Source organism: Ornithinimicrobium faecis (assembly GCF_023923225.1).
Lineage (GTDB): Bacteria > Actinomycetota > Actinomycetes > Actinomycetales > Dermatophilaceae > Ornithinicoccus > Ornithinicoccus faecis.
Genome location: NZ_CP099489.1, coordinates 1,628,138 through 1,645,465, shown reverse-complemented (window position 1 = coordinate 1,645,465; position 17,328 = coordinate 1,628,138). Strand labels below are relative to the sequence as shown.

Here is a 17,328-nt window from a genome sequence, read left to right as displayed (position 1 = left end):
CTTGGTTGTTGTTCGATGCTCGCCGTGGCATGGGTCGCGCCTCACGGGCGCGACGATGCCTGTCCTTCCGGGGTGTCGCCGTAGATCGGGGCGAGCATGTGCAGGTGGGTTGCGCTGCGAGGACGTAGGTAGAGCAGCCAATAGAGGAACGCCACCAGCAGAATGACGCCGGTGATGGTCAGGTCGTGCGTCGTCTGCTGGGTCAGGATGAAGATCGCGAACAGCCCAGAGAAGATTGGGATGACTGGCCAGAGCGGCATCTTGTACACGCGGCGAATGTCCTTGTCTCGCACACGGCTGACGATCGCACTGGCCGAGATGAGCACGAACTCCACCGAGACGACGGTGCCGATGATCGTGGCCATCGCATCCACGTCAAAGGCGAGGATCAGAATGATCGAGCCGACGCCGACGACGAGGGAAGCGACCCACGGGGTCTCCAGTTTGGGGTGCACCGACGCGAGTGGCTTGCTGATAGCTGCCGGCCAGACATGGTCCCGGCCCGAGCTGTAAAGAACCCGAGAGAAGTAGGGCACGAGCGCAACGACACCGTTCATGATCGACAAGGCAATCCCGAGGTTCACCACGGTGGCGAACACTGGGCTGCCAAAGCCCTCCACCAGGAGGCTCCATGGGTTCGCCGAGTTGGTGAACGCAGCGAGGTCGATGGCACCCATGAGGCCCGCGGCCACCGGGATCACCGCCGTGACGACGGCCACTCCGAGCGCGAGGAACACCGAGTGCGCCACTGCGCGAGGGTTGCCCTTGGTCTCCTCCGAGAACAACAGCGCCCCTTGGAAACCGTTGTAGGCGAACGCTGCAACAGCCACACCGGCGATCAGCGTGCCAAAGGGCAGCGGACCGCCCACCTGCGTTGCGGGGTCGAAGATCGAGGGCACAACCAGCACGTCAGGGCCGCGCTGGATGCTGATGAAACCGAGCACCGCGATGAACGTGACGACGGCGAGCTCGAAGGCGAGCAGGACCCCGACCGCCCTGGCGGTGAACTTGACGCCGACGATCGAGATGACCACACCGACACCAATCACGAACGCCCCGACGATTCGGGCGTCGAGTGAGACGACGCTGCTCAGGTAACCCGCGATACTCAGCGCAACCACCGCCGGGATGAGGAACGCCTGCACGGGGCCAGTCAGCACGAGCGAGATGAAACCGAGGGCTCGTCCCAGGGTGCGCGACACAATGGTGTAGTCACCGCCCGCGATGGGGTAGGTGGAGCCGAGTTCTGCCCAGCTGAAGGCCATCGCGGTGCCGAGAAGACCGCCGATCATAAGCACCCAAAAGGCACCTGTGCCGGTGAGATTCAGCAAGACGGGCGCGATCGCGAAGACGACCACTGCCGGGGTGATCGCGGCCACGCAGAGGGTGACGTTGCCGAGCACGCCAAGTTCTCGGCGCAACTCTTGCTTGTACTGGGCCTGAGTCATGGTTGTGCCCTTTCGAGAAACGAATGGCGGGAGGAGGGGTTCAATCAGGGGCGATCAAGCACGCGGCGTGGGTTGTCGACGAGCACGGTGTGCAGGACCTCGTCGGAGATGCCTTCCAAACGCATCAGTGGCACGATGCGCCGAAGCAGGTGGTCGTATCCGAATCCGCCGTAGCGCTTCATGTGGATCTTTGTGAAGACGTCACAGCCGAGCACTATCTGCTCGTGGAATCCCTCGTGCAGCAGCGGGAGCAGCAATCGCAGCCGCTCGTCGTCACCCGGGTCCTTGAAGTGACCGTTGAAGTAGTAGTCAGAGCCGAAGGTGTCGTAGGCGAGCGTGGCACCGGTGGCAAGCATCGCTCGGTGGTAGCCCTCGTCGAGTTGCTCGTCGGCGTGCCCGAGCACGATGCGGTCGGGCGACATGCCCTGTTTGGTCAGGAACTCGAACACCTCGATGCCGCGTTGTCCGGCAGGGTCGAGGTGCACCGACACCGTCGTGCTCGTTCGGAGCGAGGCCTGGGCCGCTGCCGCGAGCACCTTCCGCTCGCGTGGGGTCACCGGCGCGCTCGTGCCAATCTCGCCGAGGATGCCAGCTCGGATGTCCGTGCCGTCCATGCCCGTCGTGAGGTCGTCGAAGAACACTTGTGCGAGGTCGTCCTCCGAGATGCGCTCAACCCACTCGGGGTGGGAATCGTTGATATAGCAGCCGGCGCCGGAGATGATGTGCAGACCGGTGCGCCGACTGACCTCACGTAGCTTCTCGACCTCACGCCCCAGGCCGATGTTCGACAGGTCAACGATCCCTGATCCCCCCACCTCCGTCAGGAAGGTGAGTTCCTCCACCGCCTCGTCGAGGTTGTCGATGATGAGGTTGTTCGGATTGGCGACGAGGTTCCAGCGGTGAAAGCCATAGTTCTCGAGCCGAACGATCCCGTCCTCAGGACCTGGTTCATCTGACTCTGTGTGCCAGACGCGGGCATCGATGAAGACGTGCTCGTGCATGCTGGTCGGCCCCAGTTGATGCGGCTCGATCGGGCCGAGAACGGTATAGATCGACATTGATCCTCACTTCGTGGATGGCGACAACGATGTCGGCCTAGCTGGCACAACGACTCGCATCGGCCAACTGTAGGCGAAGTGAAAGAAACTGTCTACATGTTCATACGAACTTTATCTTTCCTTCTGTTGGTCTCCCTGGACAGCACCGCTCACGCCCGCAGCTTCTCCACCGGCACGCCGAGTTGCCTGGACAGATAGTCGGCAATGGAGTCGAGCATCGCGTCGCGGGGAACGATCGTGGCACCCACAGCGAGCTGATAGCCGAACCCGTCGATCATGGCGAGGGTTGCCTCGGCCAGCCGTTCGTGCGGCGCCTCGGATGGCTGGAACGAGCCTGCGGCGATCCCCTCCTCGATGATGGAGGCGAGCCCCGCGATCCACCGCCGCTGATAGTCGTCCCAGATGCCGATGAACTCTGGATACTGCCGGGCGTGTGCGAGCAGGTCGAGTTCGAGCAAGTACTCGTCGCGTTGGCTCCCCTCAATGGGCAGCACGCGCCTGAGGAACGCCGCGAGGCGCTCAAGCGGCGACAGTCCACCCTCCAGCACCTGCTGCTCGAAGGTGACAGCGGCGCGCTGGTTTGCGTGCAGCATCGCCCGCACCAGGGTCTCTTGACGCGAGTCGAAGTAATACATGATCGACGACGACGAGACGCCAGCCTCGTAGGCGATGTCCGAGATGCGGGTCGCGCAGAACCCTCGCTTGCTGACAGTCCGTTCTGCCGCATCGAGCAGCCGCATCAGTTCGGCATCCGAACCGGTTGACTCTTGCTTGTCGGAGAGCCCGTCGACTCCCCCCTCGAGAAACCGCTTGCGCCAGAGCGCGACCGTTGGAGCCGAGACACCCAACGCCTCGGCGACGTCCTTGGTTCGCCAGTTCTGCTCGAGCGCGAGCACGATGCGAGCTCGAGTGGCAAGCCTCGTCGAAGATGCCGGCGAGTCCCCGATGCGACGCAGTTCGCTGCGCTCCCGGTCGGACAGCACAATCCTCGCAGCCGCCACCAGAACCCCTCTTCCTTCGTGCGCGTCATTCTGACACAACGCCTGATGTTGGCCCTCGCGCTTGGGACACAAGACCGTGGGGCCGGGGCGCGCACGCGCACCCCGGCCCCACGGCATACGACTCACTCAGGCAGACCGACGGCCCGCAGCACCTCCTGCTCCACCGTGCTGCCGGCGGAGTCCGTGGCGCTCATGCGCAGGGACAGGGTGCCGTCGTTGCCCTTCGGCAGGTTCGAGGGCAGGTTGGCCACGAACTGATTGCCTTCCACCTCGCGCAGGTTCTTGATCGCGCGCCAGGTCTCACCGCCGTCATAGGACACGTCCAGTGACGCATCCACCACGGGCAGCGACTGCGCACCAGCCTGGTGGCCCACCGTGAACCCAACCGTCAACGGACCCTTGCGCTCCGAGGGAGCAGGCAACCGGTTCTGCAGGTCGACGTCCAGGTCATAGTCGACGGTCAGCAGCGGCTCGATGCGCGCCTCACCCTCGGCAGGAGGTGCCGACTGATAGGTCCAGGCCGTCTTCGCGTGCCTGGACAGCTGCGCCCATGGGACGTTGTTGTCCACCTCATACTCCACGCGATAGTCCGTGGCATCCGCCGGGATGTCGAGCGTGCCATAGGCAATGTTGCTCTCGATGACCTCCTCGCCGTCGGCGATGACCCGCATCTTGACGTCAAACCCATCCTCGGCCGACCCGGAGGCCATCGCGGTGTTTCCGCTGCCGTCGACGAACGCCGCCAGGCGGATGTCCAGGGAGTCGTCATCGATGCGCACCATCGACTCCTGCGGCCACAGGCCCGGCCGCAGCGGGCCCGCCATCCAGGACCGCTCGAGGCGCTCTCCCGGCTCATAGGCCTGACGCTGGCTGCTCAGCCGGAGCAGGGCCTGCGGGTCGGCTGGCCAGTTGTAGTTGTACCGCTCCTCCGGGGTCGTCACGTGCTGGGTGTATTCCAGACCGGCCTCGGGCACGTAGTAGTCCACGCGCTCACGCGGCCCACCCACCGTCGGCGTCGGGAAGGTGATCGCGGCGTTCTGCCAGGGAGCGGTGGCAAACCAGCTCTCGGTCAGAGTCACCGTGTCGCTCAACTGGCTGTGGAAGCTGTTGGTCACCGTCGCCAGGTCCTCGGCCTCCAGGACATAGTCCAGGTCCGCGGGGATGGTGCCTTCCTCGGTCAACCGCAGGCTGTAGCGGTAGGGGCTGGCGGGCTGCCCGGTGGCCAGCACCGTGGGCCGCTGCTTGGCCAGGGCCGCTCCCGGGCTCACCAGCTCCAGCAGGGCAGTGCCCTCCTCGTGCGACAGGCGCACGGTGGGCACCTCCAGCCGGATGCCGGAGGCACCCGGATAGGCATCCGACCCGGGCTTGTCGTGATAGACCGCGACCATGGCGGCGCCGGCTGCTGCCGCGTTGTTGGACTGATCGGCGACCGGGAGGTCGTCCGAGCTGCGGACCAGCGCGAGCGTGCCAGTGAGATCGACGCCGTCGAGCTCCTCGGGCGTCGCCGTCCCCACGTCCATGACCGTCAGCGAGTGCTCCCCCTCGAGCTGGGGGAACTGCCAGGAGTTGTCGCTGAACCAATAGCGGTCGTAGTAGTGCGGCTCCAGTTCGAGGGCTTCGTTCCCCTCGACCTGGAAGCTCACGTCCGGGGCCTCGAGGGTCCATTGGGTGTATGCCGTGAGCTCACCATGCTCGACCGGCTCAGTTGGTTGCAGGAACAGTGTGTTCTCCAACTGCGTGCGCGGTCCGACCATCAGGCCGTGGTTGAGCACCGCGCCCTCCTCTGCCACGCGGCGAAGTTGCACCTGCACGGCAGAGCCGTTGACCGGTCGCGTCTCGTGCCCAGGAGTCTCGATCTGGACCTCGACGGCGTCCCTAGCATCCAGGGTCAGTGTGGTCTCTGCATCGATCGTGACCTCCGGCTCGACCACGAGCGAGGTGTTGAGGAAGTCGGCCGTGTTCCCCGGATAACCCAGGGCGGGCAGGTCCGCGGGCATGGTCTGGATCATGCCGGAGAAGGAATAGTCCCCGGGTGCCAGGCGGATGCAGTTGCTGGCTCCCCAGTCCTCGGTCGTGCAGGTGTTGTCGGTCTGGCCCCAGTTGCGGAAGGCGGACACGCTGCCGTCCATCACGTCGAACACGCGGAAGCTGCCCTGTGCCGCGCGTCCGTCGCGGGCGATGCCCTCGACGTGGACGTTGTAGCGCTCTGGCTCCTTGTACCAACTGAGCGGCGTGGACAGGGTCTGTCCCGACCCCGAGGTGGCCACGACCGCGCCGCTGAACTGGCCGGCGCCTTCCACACCGATGTCGACCGTGACGGTCGCCGTCGTCGACTCTCCTGCCGGCAGGCTCAGCGTGGTCGGGCTGACCGCCACGACACCCTCGCCTGCTGCCTCGCCGTCCTCGTTCTGCGCGCTGGCCGCGAGGTCCAGCGTCAGGGGCTCCTCGCCCAGGTTGCGATAGGTCACGACCTTCTCGGTCTGGACCGGCTCCTGCGGATAGGCATAGCTGCCGAGGTCCATGGCAACGGGCTCGGCAATCGCCTCACCGGTCAGGGCGGTGGGCACGTTGACCCGGCCCGCGCCCTGGTCCAGGACCCTGAGTTCGTCGTTGGGCACGGCGCTGCCCACCAGCACGGACTTCAGCTCCATCGCATCCAGCTCAGGGCGGGCCTGCGCCAGCAGTGCTGCCGCGCCCGCGACGTGAGGAGTGGCCATGGAGGTGCCGGACATGTAGGCGTAATACTCATTGACCGGGAACAGCGGGTTGGTGCCTCCGGCCCGAGCGGCCACGATGTCGACGCCAGGGCCTGTGATCTCGGGCTTGACGGCGTGGTCGCCAGCGCGGGGTCCGCGGCTGGAGAAATAGGCGATGTCCTCGTTGTGGTCGACGGCCCCGACGGTCAGGGCAAGGTCAGCGGCACCCGGCGACGTGACGGTCCCGTCGTTGGGTCCCTCGTTGCCGGCCGCGATCACGAACAGCGTGCTGTGCTCCTCGGTGATGGTGTTGACAGCCATGCTCCCGGGGTCAGTGCCATCGCTATAGAAGCCGGTGACGCCCAGGCTCATGTTGATGACGTCGGCGCCCTGCTCGGCGGCCCACTCCATGCCCTCGATGACGCCACTGGTCGAGCCGTTGCCAAAGTCGTCGAGCACCTTGGCGTTGAGCAGGCTGGCACCGGGGGCGACGCCGACATACTTCCCGTCGGACGCGGCCCCGGTTCCCGCAATGGTGGACGCGACGTGGGTGCCGTGTCCGGCCTTGTCGTCCGTGCTGTCGGCCTCGGAGAAGTTCTTGGCGTCCACGACCTGACCTGCCAGGTCAGCGTGCTCTGCGTCGATGCCACTGTCCAGCACCGCGACCTTGACGCCGGTGCCGTCAAAGCCCTGCTCCCAGGCCTCCGGCGCACCGATCTGCGGGACGCTCTCGTCCAGCATCGCCTCGACGGGGTGGTCCAGCCAGATCTTCTCCAGCCCGGCGAGCGCGCCGGAGCCGGCAGAGCGGGCGTTGGGGTTGGCTCCCCTGGCCAACTGTTCCAGCGCCGCTGCGACGTCCGGAGTGTCGTCGGTCTTGTCCAGCGCGAGGCCGAGACCGTTGACACTCTCCAGCTCCAGCGCGTCACCGTCGACTGCCCGCGCTGCTGCGGGGACCGGCGCGTCCTGCTGATAGGTGAAGATCACCGGCATCGCGTCGGCCTTTGTGTCGGTGAAGCCCGACTCGACCAGGTCGCTGACGTTGAACAGGGCCGGGTCGAGACGCTGCGGGATCAGGGCAGCCAGGTTGCTCGGGACGACAAAGAGGTCGCCGTCCTGCTCATGGGTCAGGAACCCGGTCTCTCCCGTTCCAGACGCGGGCGTCACGGAGGCAGTGTGCCCACCGTCCGCCGTGGCGGTGACGTGGACCGTGTCGCCGGTGATCAGCGTGACGTCCTCGCCCTCCGGGGCGGGACCGGCGTCCGCTGCCTGCAGGACCGTCCAGTCCGTGGCCGCGGCCGGCGAGGTGGTGTCAGCGGTGTCAGTCTCCTGGGCCGAGGTGGCCAGTGGGGAGATGACGAGTGGGACTGCCAGGACGCCATAGGCCAGGCGTCGTGTCCTGAGCAGGCGTGGCCGTGCCGCACGGGCAGGCTGCTGGTGCATGGGGGCTCCTTGAAAAGAATGGGATTGAACATTCCTATCCCGCGCGTGCGAGCCGGGTCAACGGTTTGCGTTGGCGTAACCTCGACATGTCGATAACTGGCCAACCAGAAGGTGGAACGTGGCAGAGCAACGCGGCTCCCTACTCGGCGGTCTCGGCGTGTCCACGGCGGAGGAGACGACCTATCGCGCCCTCCTCGGGACGGGCCCCACGACGCTGTCCTCACTGGCGGAGCGCGCGCAAATCTCGACCGAGGCGCTGCGCCGGATGGTGCCCAACTTGGAGGAGCTGGGCCTGGTCAGCAGGCTCCCCGGACGGCCGCTGCGCCTGACGGCGACGCCACCCAGCGTGGCCGTCGACGCCCTCGCCGCCCGCAGGCAGGACGAGGTGGCCTCCAGCCGAGCCGCCGCGAGCGTGCTGATGGCCGAGGAGGCGATCCACTCGGCCGAGCGTCCAGAGGAGCTCCTGGAGGTGGTGACCGGCGGCGAGGCCATCGCCCGCCGGTTCTATCAGCTGCACGAGGCCGCTCAGCACGAGGTGTTGGGCCTGGTCAAACCACCGTTTGCCATCGACATCGCTCAACCCAACGTCACCCAGGAGGCGGCCATGCGCCGCGGGGTCTCGGTGCGGTGCATCTATGCCCCCAGCGCGTTCGACCTGCCCGCGATGATGGCCAATGTCCAGCGCGCGATGGGCAAGGGCGAGGTCGTGCGGATCGCCGAGATCCCCACCAAGCTGACGGTGATCGACGCCAAGTTCGCCCTGCTCCCCCTGACCTCGCACGACGTGTCCGTGGAAAGCGCCCTGGTGGTGCACTCCAGCGCTCTGCTCGATGCGCTGATCTCTCTGTTCGAGGCTCTGTGGCGCACGGCCGCACCGATGGATCTGTCGACGTCAGATCCGGGGGCGGCACGCCCCGACGACCTCGAGCGCGAGATGGTGTCGCTGTTGGCCAGCGGCATGCAAGACGAGGCCGTGGCACGCCAGCTCGGGGTCAGTGCCCGCACGCTCCAGCGCAGGTTGCAGGTCCTGTTCGACCAGCTCGACAGCCGCACCCGCTTCCAGGCCGGCTTCCGGGCCGCGACCCAGCTCCAAGAGCGATCCCACGCCGAGTGAGGCCTCGACTCAGGCTGCATCCTCGGGTGGGAGCAGCCGGATCACTCCCGCGAAGCGGCCGCTGACCCCGTCGCGGCGATGGGAGAACAGCGTCTTGTCCTCGCGTGTGCAGCCGGACAGCCAGGTGACCGCGACGCCGGCAGCCTGGAGGTGGTCCACCACACCGGCAGCGACGTCAATGGCAGGAGTTCCGGTGCGAGACACTGAGTATGCCGCGGGGCTGGCCTCCGCGGCCTCCTCCCGGAGGTCTGCCGGCACCTCATAGCAGCGTGGGCAGACCGAAGGCCCGACGACCGCCTCGATGTCGCGGGCTCCCCTGTCGCGTAACGCTTCCAGTGCAGCACCGACCACGCCGGTGGTGAAGCCGACACGACCAGCATGCGCTGCAGCGACCAGCCCCTCCGTGCGATCGAGCAGCAGGATCGGGGTGCAGTCAGCGACCAGGACGACAAGGGCCACATCGGGGTCGTCGGTGATGAGCACGTCAGCGTCCTGCTCCCCCGCGTGCAGCTTGCTGCTGGCCCAGGCCACTGCGGTGCCGTGGACCTGACGCATAAACCGCAGATCTGCGGCGTCCAGTTCAAACGCCTGCGCCACGCGGCCACGGTTCCGGGAGACCGCCCCTGGGTCGTCATTGACGTGGGCACCGAGGTTCAGCGAGTCATAGGGACCGGCGCTCACTCCTCCGGCACGGTCGGTGAACGCCCAGTCGACGCCATAGGTCGGCCCGACGCCCGGCTCTCGCTCCCGCCATCTGAACATGGACCGAGCGTAGTCAGTCCCACGACTGTCGAGCCACACTGGCGAGGCGATGGCCGTGCTGCGAGCGCGGCTACCCGATGGACTTCTTGTGGAAGTTCTTCTTGCACTCCTGGAGGTTGACCTCAACGCTCTCTCCGAGGTCAACCGAAACCGGGACCGTCTGCAGCACGGTGCCGTCGGGACGTTCGCAGGTCAGGATCCACTGCTCGTCATCGAAGCCCGTCCGATCGGGCACGATGCCCTCCGCCTGGTATGGCGGCGTGGGGAGATAGGACGGGTTGACCGCCCAACTGAACTTGCCGTTGGGGTGTGGCAACTCCATCTCTGAGGTGTGCGTCGTCGTGAACGCCTCCGGGCGTTCCGTTCCATCCTCCTGGGTGAAGGGCTGGGTGTACATCTCAAACGAGCGCTCGATCCGCAGCACCGCATCCTTGGGTGCCTTCCCGGTGATGGTCGCGTGCTGCTCCGGGCTGGCCGTGTTGATCAGACCCTCATTCATGGCCAACCGGTGCTCCGGATACGTGTCGACCACCTGAGTCTCAAAGGTCCGCTCGACGCCCCTGTCCGGACAGGTCTCTGCGGTGATCGCCAGGCCGCGGGTGGCGAAGTAGGCCCAGTCGATGGCCTCCCCCGTGGTCTCGTAGTCATGAGCGGAGTCGCGGGCGATGTAGCCAGGGCCGTAGTGCGTCGCCATTCGGCTCGCCAGGTCGTGCAGGCGGTCGACATCCTGCGTCGGCCCAGCCTTCAACTGCAGCGGCGGATAGAGCACAACCTGGATGCACGTGTGCTGGGTGACAAAGGTCGTGGCCTGCCGCGTGGTCAGCAGCCACTCGATGTTCCTCGCCTCTGGCTCTGACCAGGGTTCGGCGCCGCTGGTCGAGATGGGCAGCCAGCCGAAGCCATAGTTGCGGTTCATGTCGACGTTGGTGTCGGTCTGACGCCGGTTGTTGACGAAACCGTCGACGTTCACGATAGGGACAACCACAACCCGTGCTTGATCCAGGAGCGCCGTGACCTCCGGGTCGCCGGCAGCGGCACGGTTCACCAGGTCGATCGCATACTCCATCGTCATCTCACCCGAGGGCCATTCGTTGCCGTGGTGCATCCCAACCGTGACGAAGACCGGCTTGCCATCCTTGGCGCTCACGTTGTCGGTGATCTCGATGCCCCGGACCGTGCGTCCGCTGGAGGTCGGAAACGGGAGCGTGAGTGGCTCGACCAGGTCGGGGTGGTCGCTGACCAACTGATCCATGTCAGTTTCGTAGTCCGCCAGAGTGCGATAGTCCGTGTTGCCGCTGGGCAGGGGCGACTCCGCGGCGGCCTCGGTGACAGGTGCCTCCACTGACGCGGTCGCAGGGAATGCCGCTGGCAACAGGGCGAGCGCGGCCAGTGCGGACGTGACGGTCAGCCCGTGAAACAGGCGACCACGTTTCTGGGGCGAAGAGGTGATTCGGGACATGCGCTGGGCATCCTCACGTTCGTGAACACCACACGCTGTGGCGAGCCAGGGGCTTTCCGTGGATGCCTTCGGACGCTAGCGAGCCGCATCGAGCCGGTCAAGAGAATCGACTGGATCCATACCTGCTCTATACGAGCATGGAACTGATTAGCCTCGCAGGACGCGGATCTCCCGCAAGCGCCCGAACCGTCCAGCTGGCAACGTCTCAACCGCGACTCGGGTCGTGCCCCATCTCCTCAGCCAGCCGGAAGTACTCTTTGCTCCGGTCCAAGTCTTGACGAACGGCACCCCGGTGGTGCTCGTAGACACAACCAAGGTCGAAGGCAGCACGGGCATCACCCTGTTCGAGCGCTCGGTTCAGCCAGACCACAGCCTCGCCGGCATTCTTCGTGATGCCCTCGCCGTGCAGGAGTGCCTGGCCCAACTCTCGCTGGCTTTCAGGGTCACCGGCCTCGGCTAACGCCCGCAGGAGCGCATTCGCTCGCCTCTTCAGTTTGCGTGCGAGCGCGCCGTCATAGCCGCCCTGGAACGCAATGAGGTGCACTGCGAACTGCACGGCCTTGTCCCAGTGCGGGGCACCGGGATCATTCAGCAACTCCCTGGCCATGTCCTGGTGCCGCGGCTCGAGCTCGTCCCACGGAACCCCGAGCACCTCGGTGAGCTGGGCGTCGTCCATCTCAGGCAGCAACTTCCGGAGGCAGCACGTGGCTAATCGGTCAACCGCGCGAACATCAGGCGATGCGAGCAGGCTGGGGCGAAACGGGACCCACCGGCTCCCATTCGTCGGTGTCCACTGCCGCCAGTTGCTCGCTGATGAGCGACCTGAGCCGCTGACGGTACTCCCGCTGCACGGTCTCAAGCTCCGCAATCTTGCCTTCCAGCGCCTCACGACGGGTCAACAGGTCGGCCAGGACAGCGTCCCTCTCGACATGGGCGTCGTCGACTAGGCGCACGACCTGCGTCTCAGCTGAGGCGAGCTTCTCGTCGTGCGTGCGCTGGGCTTCGGCCAGGAGCTTCTCTCCCGCCTTGCGCCCACCTTCCTTGGTGTGCTCGGCCTCGGACTGGGCAAGAGAGAGGAGCCCCGCTGCGCGCTTTCGGGCAGCTTCCACCGCCTCTTCACCCTCGGCGACCAGGGCATCACGCTCCAAGGCCGCCTCTCCCAGGATGCGCTCGGCCTCCCGCTGCCCGGCGCTGAGGTGGTCGTGTCGGAGGCGTTCGGCGAGCAGTGCCATCGCGGACGCCTGGGCCACCGGGTCGGTCTCCAACTCCGAGGTGAGCGGCACGAGTTCCTCAACTGCGTCGGCCCCCAGGTGCCCTGTCACTGCGGCTCGCACCTCGTTGATCATCACGGCCAGTCGTTCCCGAAGCATCGCTGTCTGCTGCTGGGCGGCTTCTGCCTGACCCTCGGCCATCGCGATGATTCGAGCACTCTCGCGCTCGGCGGCATCCGCAGTTGCGCGGGCATTGGTGACCTTCTGCTCAAGCTCGATCAAGTCGTCGTCGAAGCGCTTGCGCAGCTCCTCAAGGCTCGTGTTTCGCGATTCCTCTGCGACGAGTGCAGCCTCGCGAGCCGCTGCGACGCGACTGTCGGCTTCGGCGAGTTCGCCGACGATGGCGTCACGCTCGAGGCGCACCTGCTCCAACTGTGCAGTCTCCACCTCTAGGTCATGAGCGACAGTACCGCCACCGGACTTGAGGGTGTGGATCTGCGCCTGGTGCTCATCGGCAAGGTTCGTGAGCCGCCGCAGGGATGCAACGACCTCCTCAAGGAAGCCGTCCACCTCGTCAACGACATAGCCGCCGCGGAAGCGAGTTGTGTTGAAGGTCTTGCGGACGATGTCCTCAGGCCCAAGAGTCATGGTGAATTCGCCTTTCTGGTGTGGAGCTGGGCTACTAGGAGAACGCTTCGATAATTCCGAGGGCACCAGGGCCTATGACAACGATGAAGAGCACGGGCAGGATAAACAGAATCAGGGGGAAAACAACCTTGACCGGGATCTGCATGGCCTTCTCCTCTGCCCGCTGGCGGCGACGAATGCGCATCTCACGGGCCTGCGTTGCAAGGACTCTGCCGATCGAGATGCCGTTGGTCTCGGCCTGATTAAGCGCGCGGACGAAGCGTCCCAGGTCTTTGACCTGAGTGCGCTCGGCAAGGTCGGAGTAGGCCATCCTCCGCGGCCGGCCCACCTGAATGTCCTGCAACGTCCGGATGAGCTCGTCAGACAGTGGGCCCTCGCCATGACGCGCGACGTGGGCCATGGCAGCCTCAAAACCCAGACCTGCCTCGACCGCGATCGTCAACTGGTCCATCGCGTCTGGCAGTTTCTCCTGGATTGACTGGCGGCGCTCCTGGCCTCGGCTGTAAAGCAGCAGTTCTGGCGTAATCCATGCCAGCGCCGAGAACCCGACCACGAAGACGACGGTCCTGAACGACGGATTCGAGGCGCCCACGGCGAATCCCAAGGCAACCACGACAGCTGTGAGCACCACCTTCATCACCAGGACGCGCTCCAGCGGCCAGGCTCCAGGACGACCGGCCCGGCTCAGCAGCCTGTCGATCCAGCGGACAGATGCCATTGGCGTAAGGGATCGCGCGAGCCTGACCAGGCCCCCGCCGGTGACCTGCGGGCCCTCGAGAACGGCTGCTGCGCTGATGTCGCGGTTGAGATTGTGCAGCGTCTGCTGCCGTGCAGCATCTGGTCTGGCCGTGAAGGCGAAGGCCAGCAGCGGCAGCGCGACCGCGACGCAGCCAGCCGCAACGAAGATGAGGGTGTTCAGGTTGTCCATGGCGTCCTCAGAACTTGATCTTTACGAGCTTGCTCAGCCAGAACGAACCGATTGCTAAGAGCACGAACGCCATCAGGATCATCGCGTAGCCGACGACGCTCTCGGTGAGTTGTCCCATGTATTCGGGGTTCAGCACCAAGAGCGCGAGCGTGACCAGGAAAGGAAGAGCGGCCAGCACGTAGGCCGACAGCTTGCCTTCCGCCGCAAGCGCCTTCACCTGGCGGCGGATCTGGTTGCGCTCCCGGATCGTCTCGCCGACGGTGTCCATCACCTCGGCGAGGTTGCCGCCCACCTGTCGGTGGATGGCGATCGCCTGTGCGATCCAGCGGAAGTCATCGCTGTCCATCCGTTCCGCGGTCTCGTCCATCGCTTCCCCGAGGTCGCGGCCAACGCGCACCTGGTTGACGATGCGGCCGATCTCACTAGCCCCGGGCTCTTCGAGTTCATGCGCGACGGAATCCATCCCCTGCAACACGCTGTGGCCGGCCCGCATGTTGCTGCCCAGCAACTGGACGAGGTCGTCGAGCTGATCGGCAAAGTCGGCGCGACGCCGGCTGGCTCGGACGCTCACGAACAAGACTCCTCCAGCGACTGCCAGCCCGCCAAGCATGATGGCTAGGACCATGCCGCCGAGGACTGTGCCGAACGCCAACGCGACCAGCGCGGCAGCTCCCACAAGGACGATGAATTCGGGGACAGAGCGCTTGATTCCCGCCAGGTCGAGTGAATGGGCCATGGAGTCGAGGCGGCCCCGACGTCGCAGCACCTTGTCAATGAGCGTGGTGCTGGCGTTCGTAGCCTTAGTGAGGGCTGAGGGGTCCGCCGTGACGCCATAGCGACGTCGTTCCAGGGGCAGGGTCCGCGTCGGGACGAGGAAGACCCAGGCCGCGATGGCCACCGCGAGCGCAAGGGCACCAGCGGCCCACCACACCACGTTGGGATCGTTGGTCAACACGTCCCACCGGCTCATCGCCGTGCGCCCTTGCGATCTGGAACTTCAAAGATCGTGGGAGACAACTCGATCCCCTGGTCGAGGATGCGCTGAGTGAAGTGCGGGCGCACGCCGGTGAAGCGCGTGGAGCCGAGGAACTTGCCGGTGTGATCCACCCCCGCCTGATAGTCGAAGGTGAAGGCGTCCTGGAGCGTGATGACGTCGCCCTCCATGCCCTGCACCTCGGTGACGTGGGTGACCCGGCGTGTGCCATCCCGCAGACGTGTCAGGTGAACGATCACATCGATCGCCGAGGCGATCTGCTCACGGATCGCCCGCAGCGGCAGATCCATGCCAGCCATCAACACCATCGTCTCCAGTCGACCCATGGCGTCACGCGGCGTGTTGGCGTGCAGGGTGGAGAGAGAACCCTCGTGACCCGTGTTCATCGCTTGCAGCATGTCCAGGCTCTCCCCACCCCGGACCTCACCGACGATGATTCGGTCTGGCCGCATGCGCAGGGAGTTGCGGACGAGGTCGCGGATCGTGACTTCGCCCCGACCTTCGATGTTGCGGGGACGTGCCTCGAGCTGGACCACATGGTCCTGCTGGAGCTGCAACTCCACTGCGTCCTCGATAGTGACTATGCGCTCATCGCCCGGAATAAACGACGACAAGACGTTGAGCAATGTGGTCTTTCCTGTGCCGGTGCCTCCCGACACCAGCACGTTGAGCTTGGCCTGGACACACGCCTGGAGCAGGTCCACCGTCTGAGGAGACAGGCTGTCCTTGGCGACGAGGTCGTCCACCTTGAGCGGCACCTTGCCAAACTTGCGGATCGTCAATGTGGAGCCGCTGAAGGCCAGCGGTGGGATGATGGCATTGACGCGCGAGCCATCCTCGAGTCGTGCGTCAACCAATGGGGACGACTCATCGATGCGTCGACCGACGCGGGTGACGATGCGTTCGATCACCCGGCGGAGGTGCTCTTCTCCAGAGAACCGGACATCCGACTTGGTCAGGCGTCCAGCACGTTCCATATAGACGTTGTCAGGACCGTTGACCATGATCTCCGTGACATCATCGTCATCCAACAGCGACTGCAGTGGACCGTAGCCGAGAACATCGTCAGTGACCTCGCGGATCAGGCGACGCTTCTCGTCGCTCTTGAGCGGCGTCTCAGTCGCTTGGACTAGTTGCGTGAGCTCCTTGCGTACCAGCTCGTGCAGTTGCGTCTCGTCGAGTGACGTGTCGCTGAGCCGGGATCCCAGCCGGGCGAACAACTGGTCTCGCGCCTCGGCCTTGAGGGTGGCCAGGGCATCTGAGCCATGGCTCACGGCAGGCTTCACATGAGGGGCGGGGAGAATTGGCGCCGGCGTCACCGGAGCGTCACCATCGCCCTTGGCTCTTTCAGCGGTCGCAGTCCCAGCCCCGCTGACCGATTCTCGAACTGACAACGTCGGTTGCTTGGCTGCCGCGAGTCGTTGACCCAGATTCATGACGCTGCTCCTCGGTGGCGCCCCGACCAATCCAGGCCGGGCTTGCGGGCGGTGATGGGACTGAAGCGGTCCACGATCTGGGTGAGGTCTCGACGTAGTTTGTCTCGCCCGGGTTCCTGGAGGAGCGGCCGACCACGATTCGTTGATGCAATGATTTTGGGGGAGCGTGGAATGACGAAGTCGACGGGGCGGCCGATCGTAGCCTCGACATCCGCGACGGACAGTCCTCCTCCACGGCCCACCATGTTGACTGCGACGTGTCTCGTTGCGGGAGGCAGCTCGAGCTCTTCGAGCAACTCAAGTTCCTTGCGCAGCCCCCGGACACTGGGCACGTCAAGGCTCGCAACGAGCACCAGGTCGGTGGTGTGGTCGAGGGCAGAGAGCGTGTGGGGAACAAGTCCCGGTGCCGTATCGATCACCACATAACGGAACTCGGCCTTCAATAGACCGATGATGGTGGACACGTCCTCCGCGGTGATCTCGTCAGCTTCGACCGGCGACTTCACCCCACACAGCACATGGAGGCCAGTGGAATGCTTGGTCAGCAGAGTCTTCAACCCCGTGGCATCGCGCAGCGTGGACCCGTGCACCGCATCCCCAATGGTGTATGTCGGGTCAAGGTCCAGCGCCGCACTCACGTCGCCGAACTGGATGTCAAGGTCGACGAGCACAGTGCCAGTCGGTGACTGCTGCGCCAGTCCCACGGCCAGGTTGGTCGCGAGAGTCGTCTTGCCCACCCCGCCCTTGGGAGATGCCACAGTGATGACCCGGCCGACCGACTGAGGATCGTCCGACGACGCACCACTTGCCCCGGCCTTCTCGATCGCATGGCGCAGTGTCCAACGCATAGCGTCCACAGATATATCGGGTTCGACGAGATCACGCACGCCAGCGCGCAGTGCGGGGAGCGCCAACTCCGTCGGTCGATCCGTGATGAGCAGCATGGCAACGAGTGGGAACTGCTCCTGGAACCGCCCGGCCAGGCCGAGCGAATCGTCAAGAGTCTCCTCGCGGGTCACGTCCAGCATGACGGCCTCGACTGGCCCGGTGCCATTGCTGAGACCGAGCAGCTGCGCCGGTCCACTCGGCACCTGTTCCGGAGCGAGCACGAAGAGGTTGTCCCCGGAGGCCAA

Annotated in this window: 13 protein-coding genes; 1 reads left to right on the top strand and 12 read right to left on the bottom strand. The window is 65.5% G+C overall.

Going from position 1 to position 17,328, the window contains the following annotated elements:
* Positions 1–41 precede the first annotated feature (41 nt).
* The 4 genes from NF556_RS07600 to NF556_RS07585 all read right to left on the bottom strand — a co-directional run bounded on the left by NF556_RS07600 (position 42) and on the right by NF556_RS07585 (position 7,643).
* On the bottom strand, positions 42–1,379 hold the full coding sequence (locus NF556_RS07600; protein WP_252595020.1) for an APC family permease: 1,338 nt from the start codon (positions 1,377–1,379) through the stop codon (positions 42–44).
* Positions 1,380–1,492: 113 nt separating this feature from the next.
* Positions 1,493–2,506 carry a phosphotriesterase family protein gene (locus NF556_RS07595; RefSeq protein WP_252595019.1) on the bottom strand — a complete coding sequence of 338 codons (1,014 nt, stop codon included), beginning with the start codon at positions 2,504–2,506 and terminating at the stop codon, positions 1,493–1,495.
* 149 nt (positions 2,507–2,655) lie between these two features.
* Positions 2,656–3,624, bottom strand: a complete 969-nt coding sequence (locus tag NF556_RS07590; RefSeq protein WP_256829882.1) for a TetR family transcriptional regulator C-terminal domain-containing protein — start codon at positions 3,622–3,624, stop codon at positions 2,656–2,658.
* 5 nt (positions 3,625–3,629) lie between these two features.
* Complete coding sequence (locus NF556_RS07585; protein WP_252595017.1) at positions 3,630–7,643, bottom strand: S8 family serine peptidase; 4,014 nt, start codon at positions 7,641–7,643, stop codon at positions 3,630–3,632.
* Positions 7,644–7,761: 118 nt separating this feature from the next.
* Here NF556_RS07585 and NF556_RS07580 point away from each other — a divergent pair, with 118 nt between their 5' ends.
* On the top strand, positions 7,762–8,757 hold the full coding sequence (locus tag NF556_RS07580; RefSeq protein WP_252595016.1) for a helix-turn-helix domain-containing protein: 996 nt from the start codon (positions 7,762–7,764) through the stop codon (positions 8,755–8,757).
* A gap of 9 nt (positions 8,758–8,766) precedes the next feature.
* On the opposite strand, the gene pgeF is transcribed toward NF556_RS07580, so the two are convergent.
* The 8 genes from pgeF to NF556_RS07540 form a co-directional block, all read right to left on the bottom strand.
* On the bottom strand, positions 8,767–9,519 hold the full coding sequence (pgeF, locus tag NF556_RS07575; protein WP_252595015.1) for a peptidoglycan editing factor PgeF: 753 nt from the start codon (positions 9,517–9,519) through the stop codon (positions 8,767–8,769).
* A 70-nt stretch (positions 9,520–9,589) separates the two neighbouring features.
* On the bottom strand, positions 9,590–10,978 hold the full coding sequence (locus tag NF556_RS07570; RefSeq protein ID WP_252595014.1) for a M14 family zinc carboxypeptidase: 1,389 nt from the start codon (positions 10,976–10,978) through the stop codon (positions 9,590–9,592).
* A gap of 205 nt (positions 10,979–11,183) precedes the next feature.
* Complete coding sequence (locus NF556_RS07565) at positions 11,184–11,654, bottom strand: tetratricopeptide repeat protein (protein ID WP_252595013.1); 471 nt, start codon at positions 11,652–11,654, stop codon at positions 11,184–11,186.
* A 55-nt stretch (positions 11,655–11,709) separates the two neighbouring features.
* On the bottom strand, positions 11,710–12,837 hold the full coding sequence (locus NF556_RS07560; protein WP_252595011.1) for a DivIVA domain-containing protein: 1,128 nt from the start codon (positions 12,835–12,837) through the stop codon (positions 11,710–11,712).
* A 34-nt stretch (positions 12,838–12,871) separates the two neighbouring features.
* Positions 12,872–13,765 (bottom strand): type II secretion system F family protein, encoded by an 894-nt coding sequence (locus NF556_RS07555; RefSeq protein WP_252595010.1) that lies wholly within the window; start codon positions 13,763–13,765, stop codon positions 12,872–12,874.
* A gap of 7 nt (positions 13,766–13,772) precedes the next feature.
* Positions 13,773–14,735, bottom strand: coding sequence for a type II secretion system F family protein (locus NF556_RS07550; protein ID WP_252595008.1), 963 nt, complete (start codon positions 14,733–14,735; stop codon positions 13,773–13,775).
* On the bottom strand, positions 14,732–16,195 hold the full coding sequence (locus NF556_RS07545) for a TadA family conjugal transfer-associated ATPase (RefSeq protein WP_252595745.1): 1,464 nt from the start codon (positions 16,193–16,195) through the stop codon (positions 14,732–14,734). Before NF556_RS07545 ends, NF556_RS07550 begins: the two co-directional genes overlap by 4 nt.
* Positions 16,192–17,214, bottom strand: a complete 1,023-nt coding sequence (locus NF556_RS07540; protein ID WP_252595007.1) for a CpaE/TadZ family protein — start codon at positions 17,212–17,214, stop codon at positions 16,192–16,194. Before NF556_RS07540 ends, NF556_RS07545 begins: the two co-directional genes overlap by 4 nt.
* Positions 17,215–17,328 lie beyond the last annotated feature (114 nt).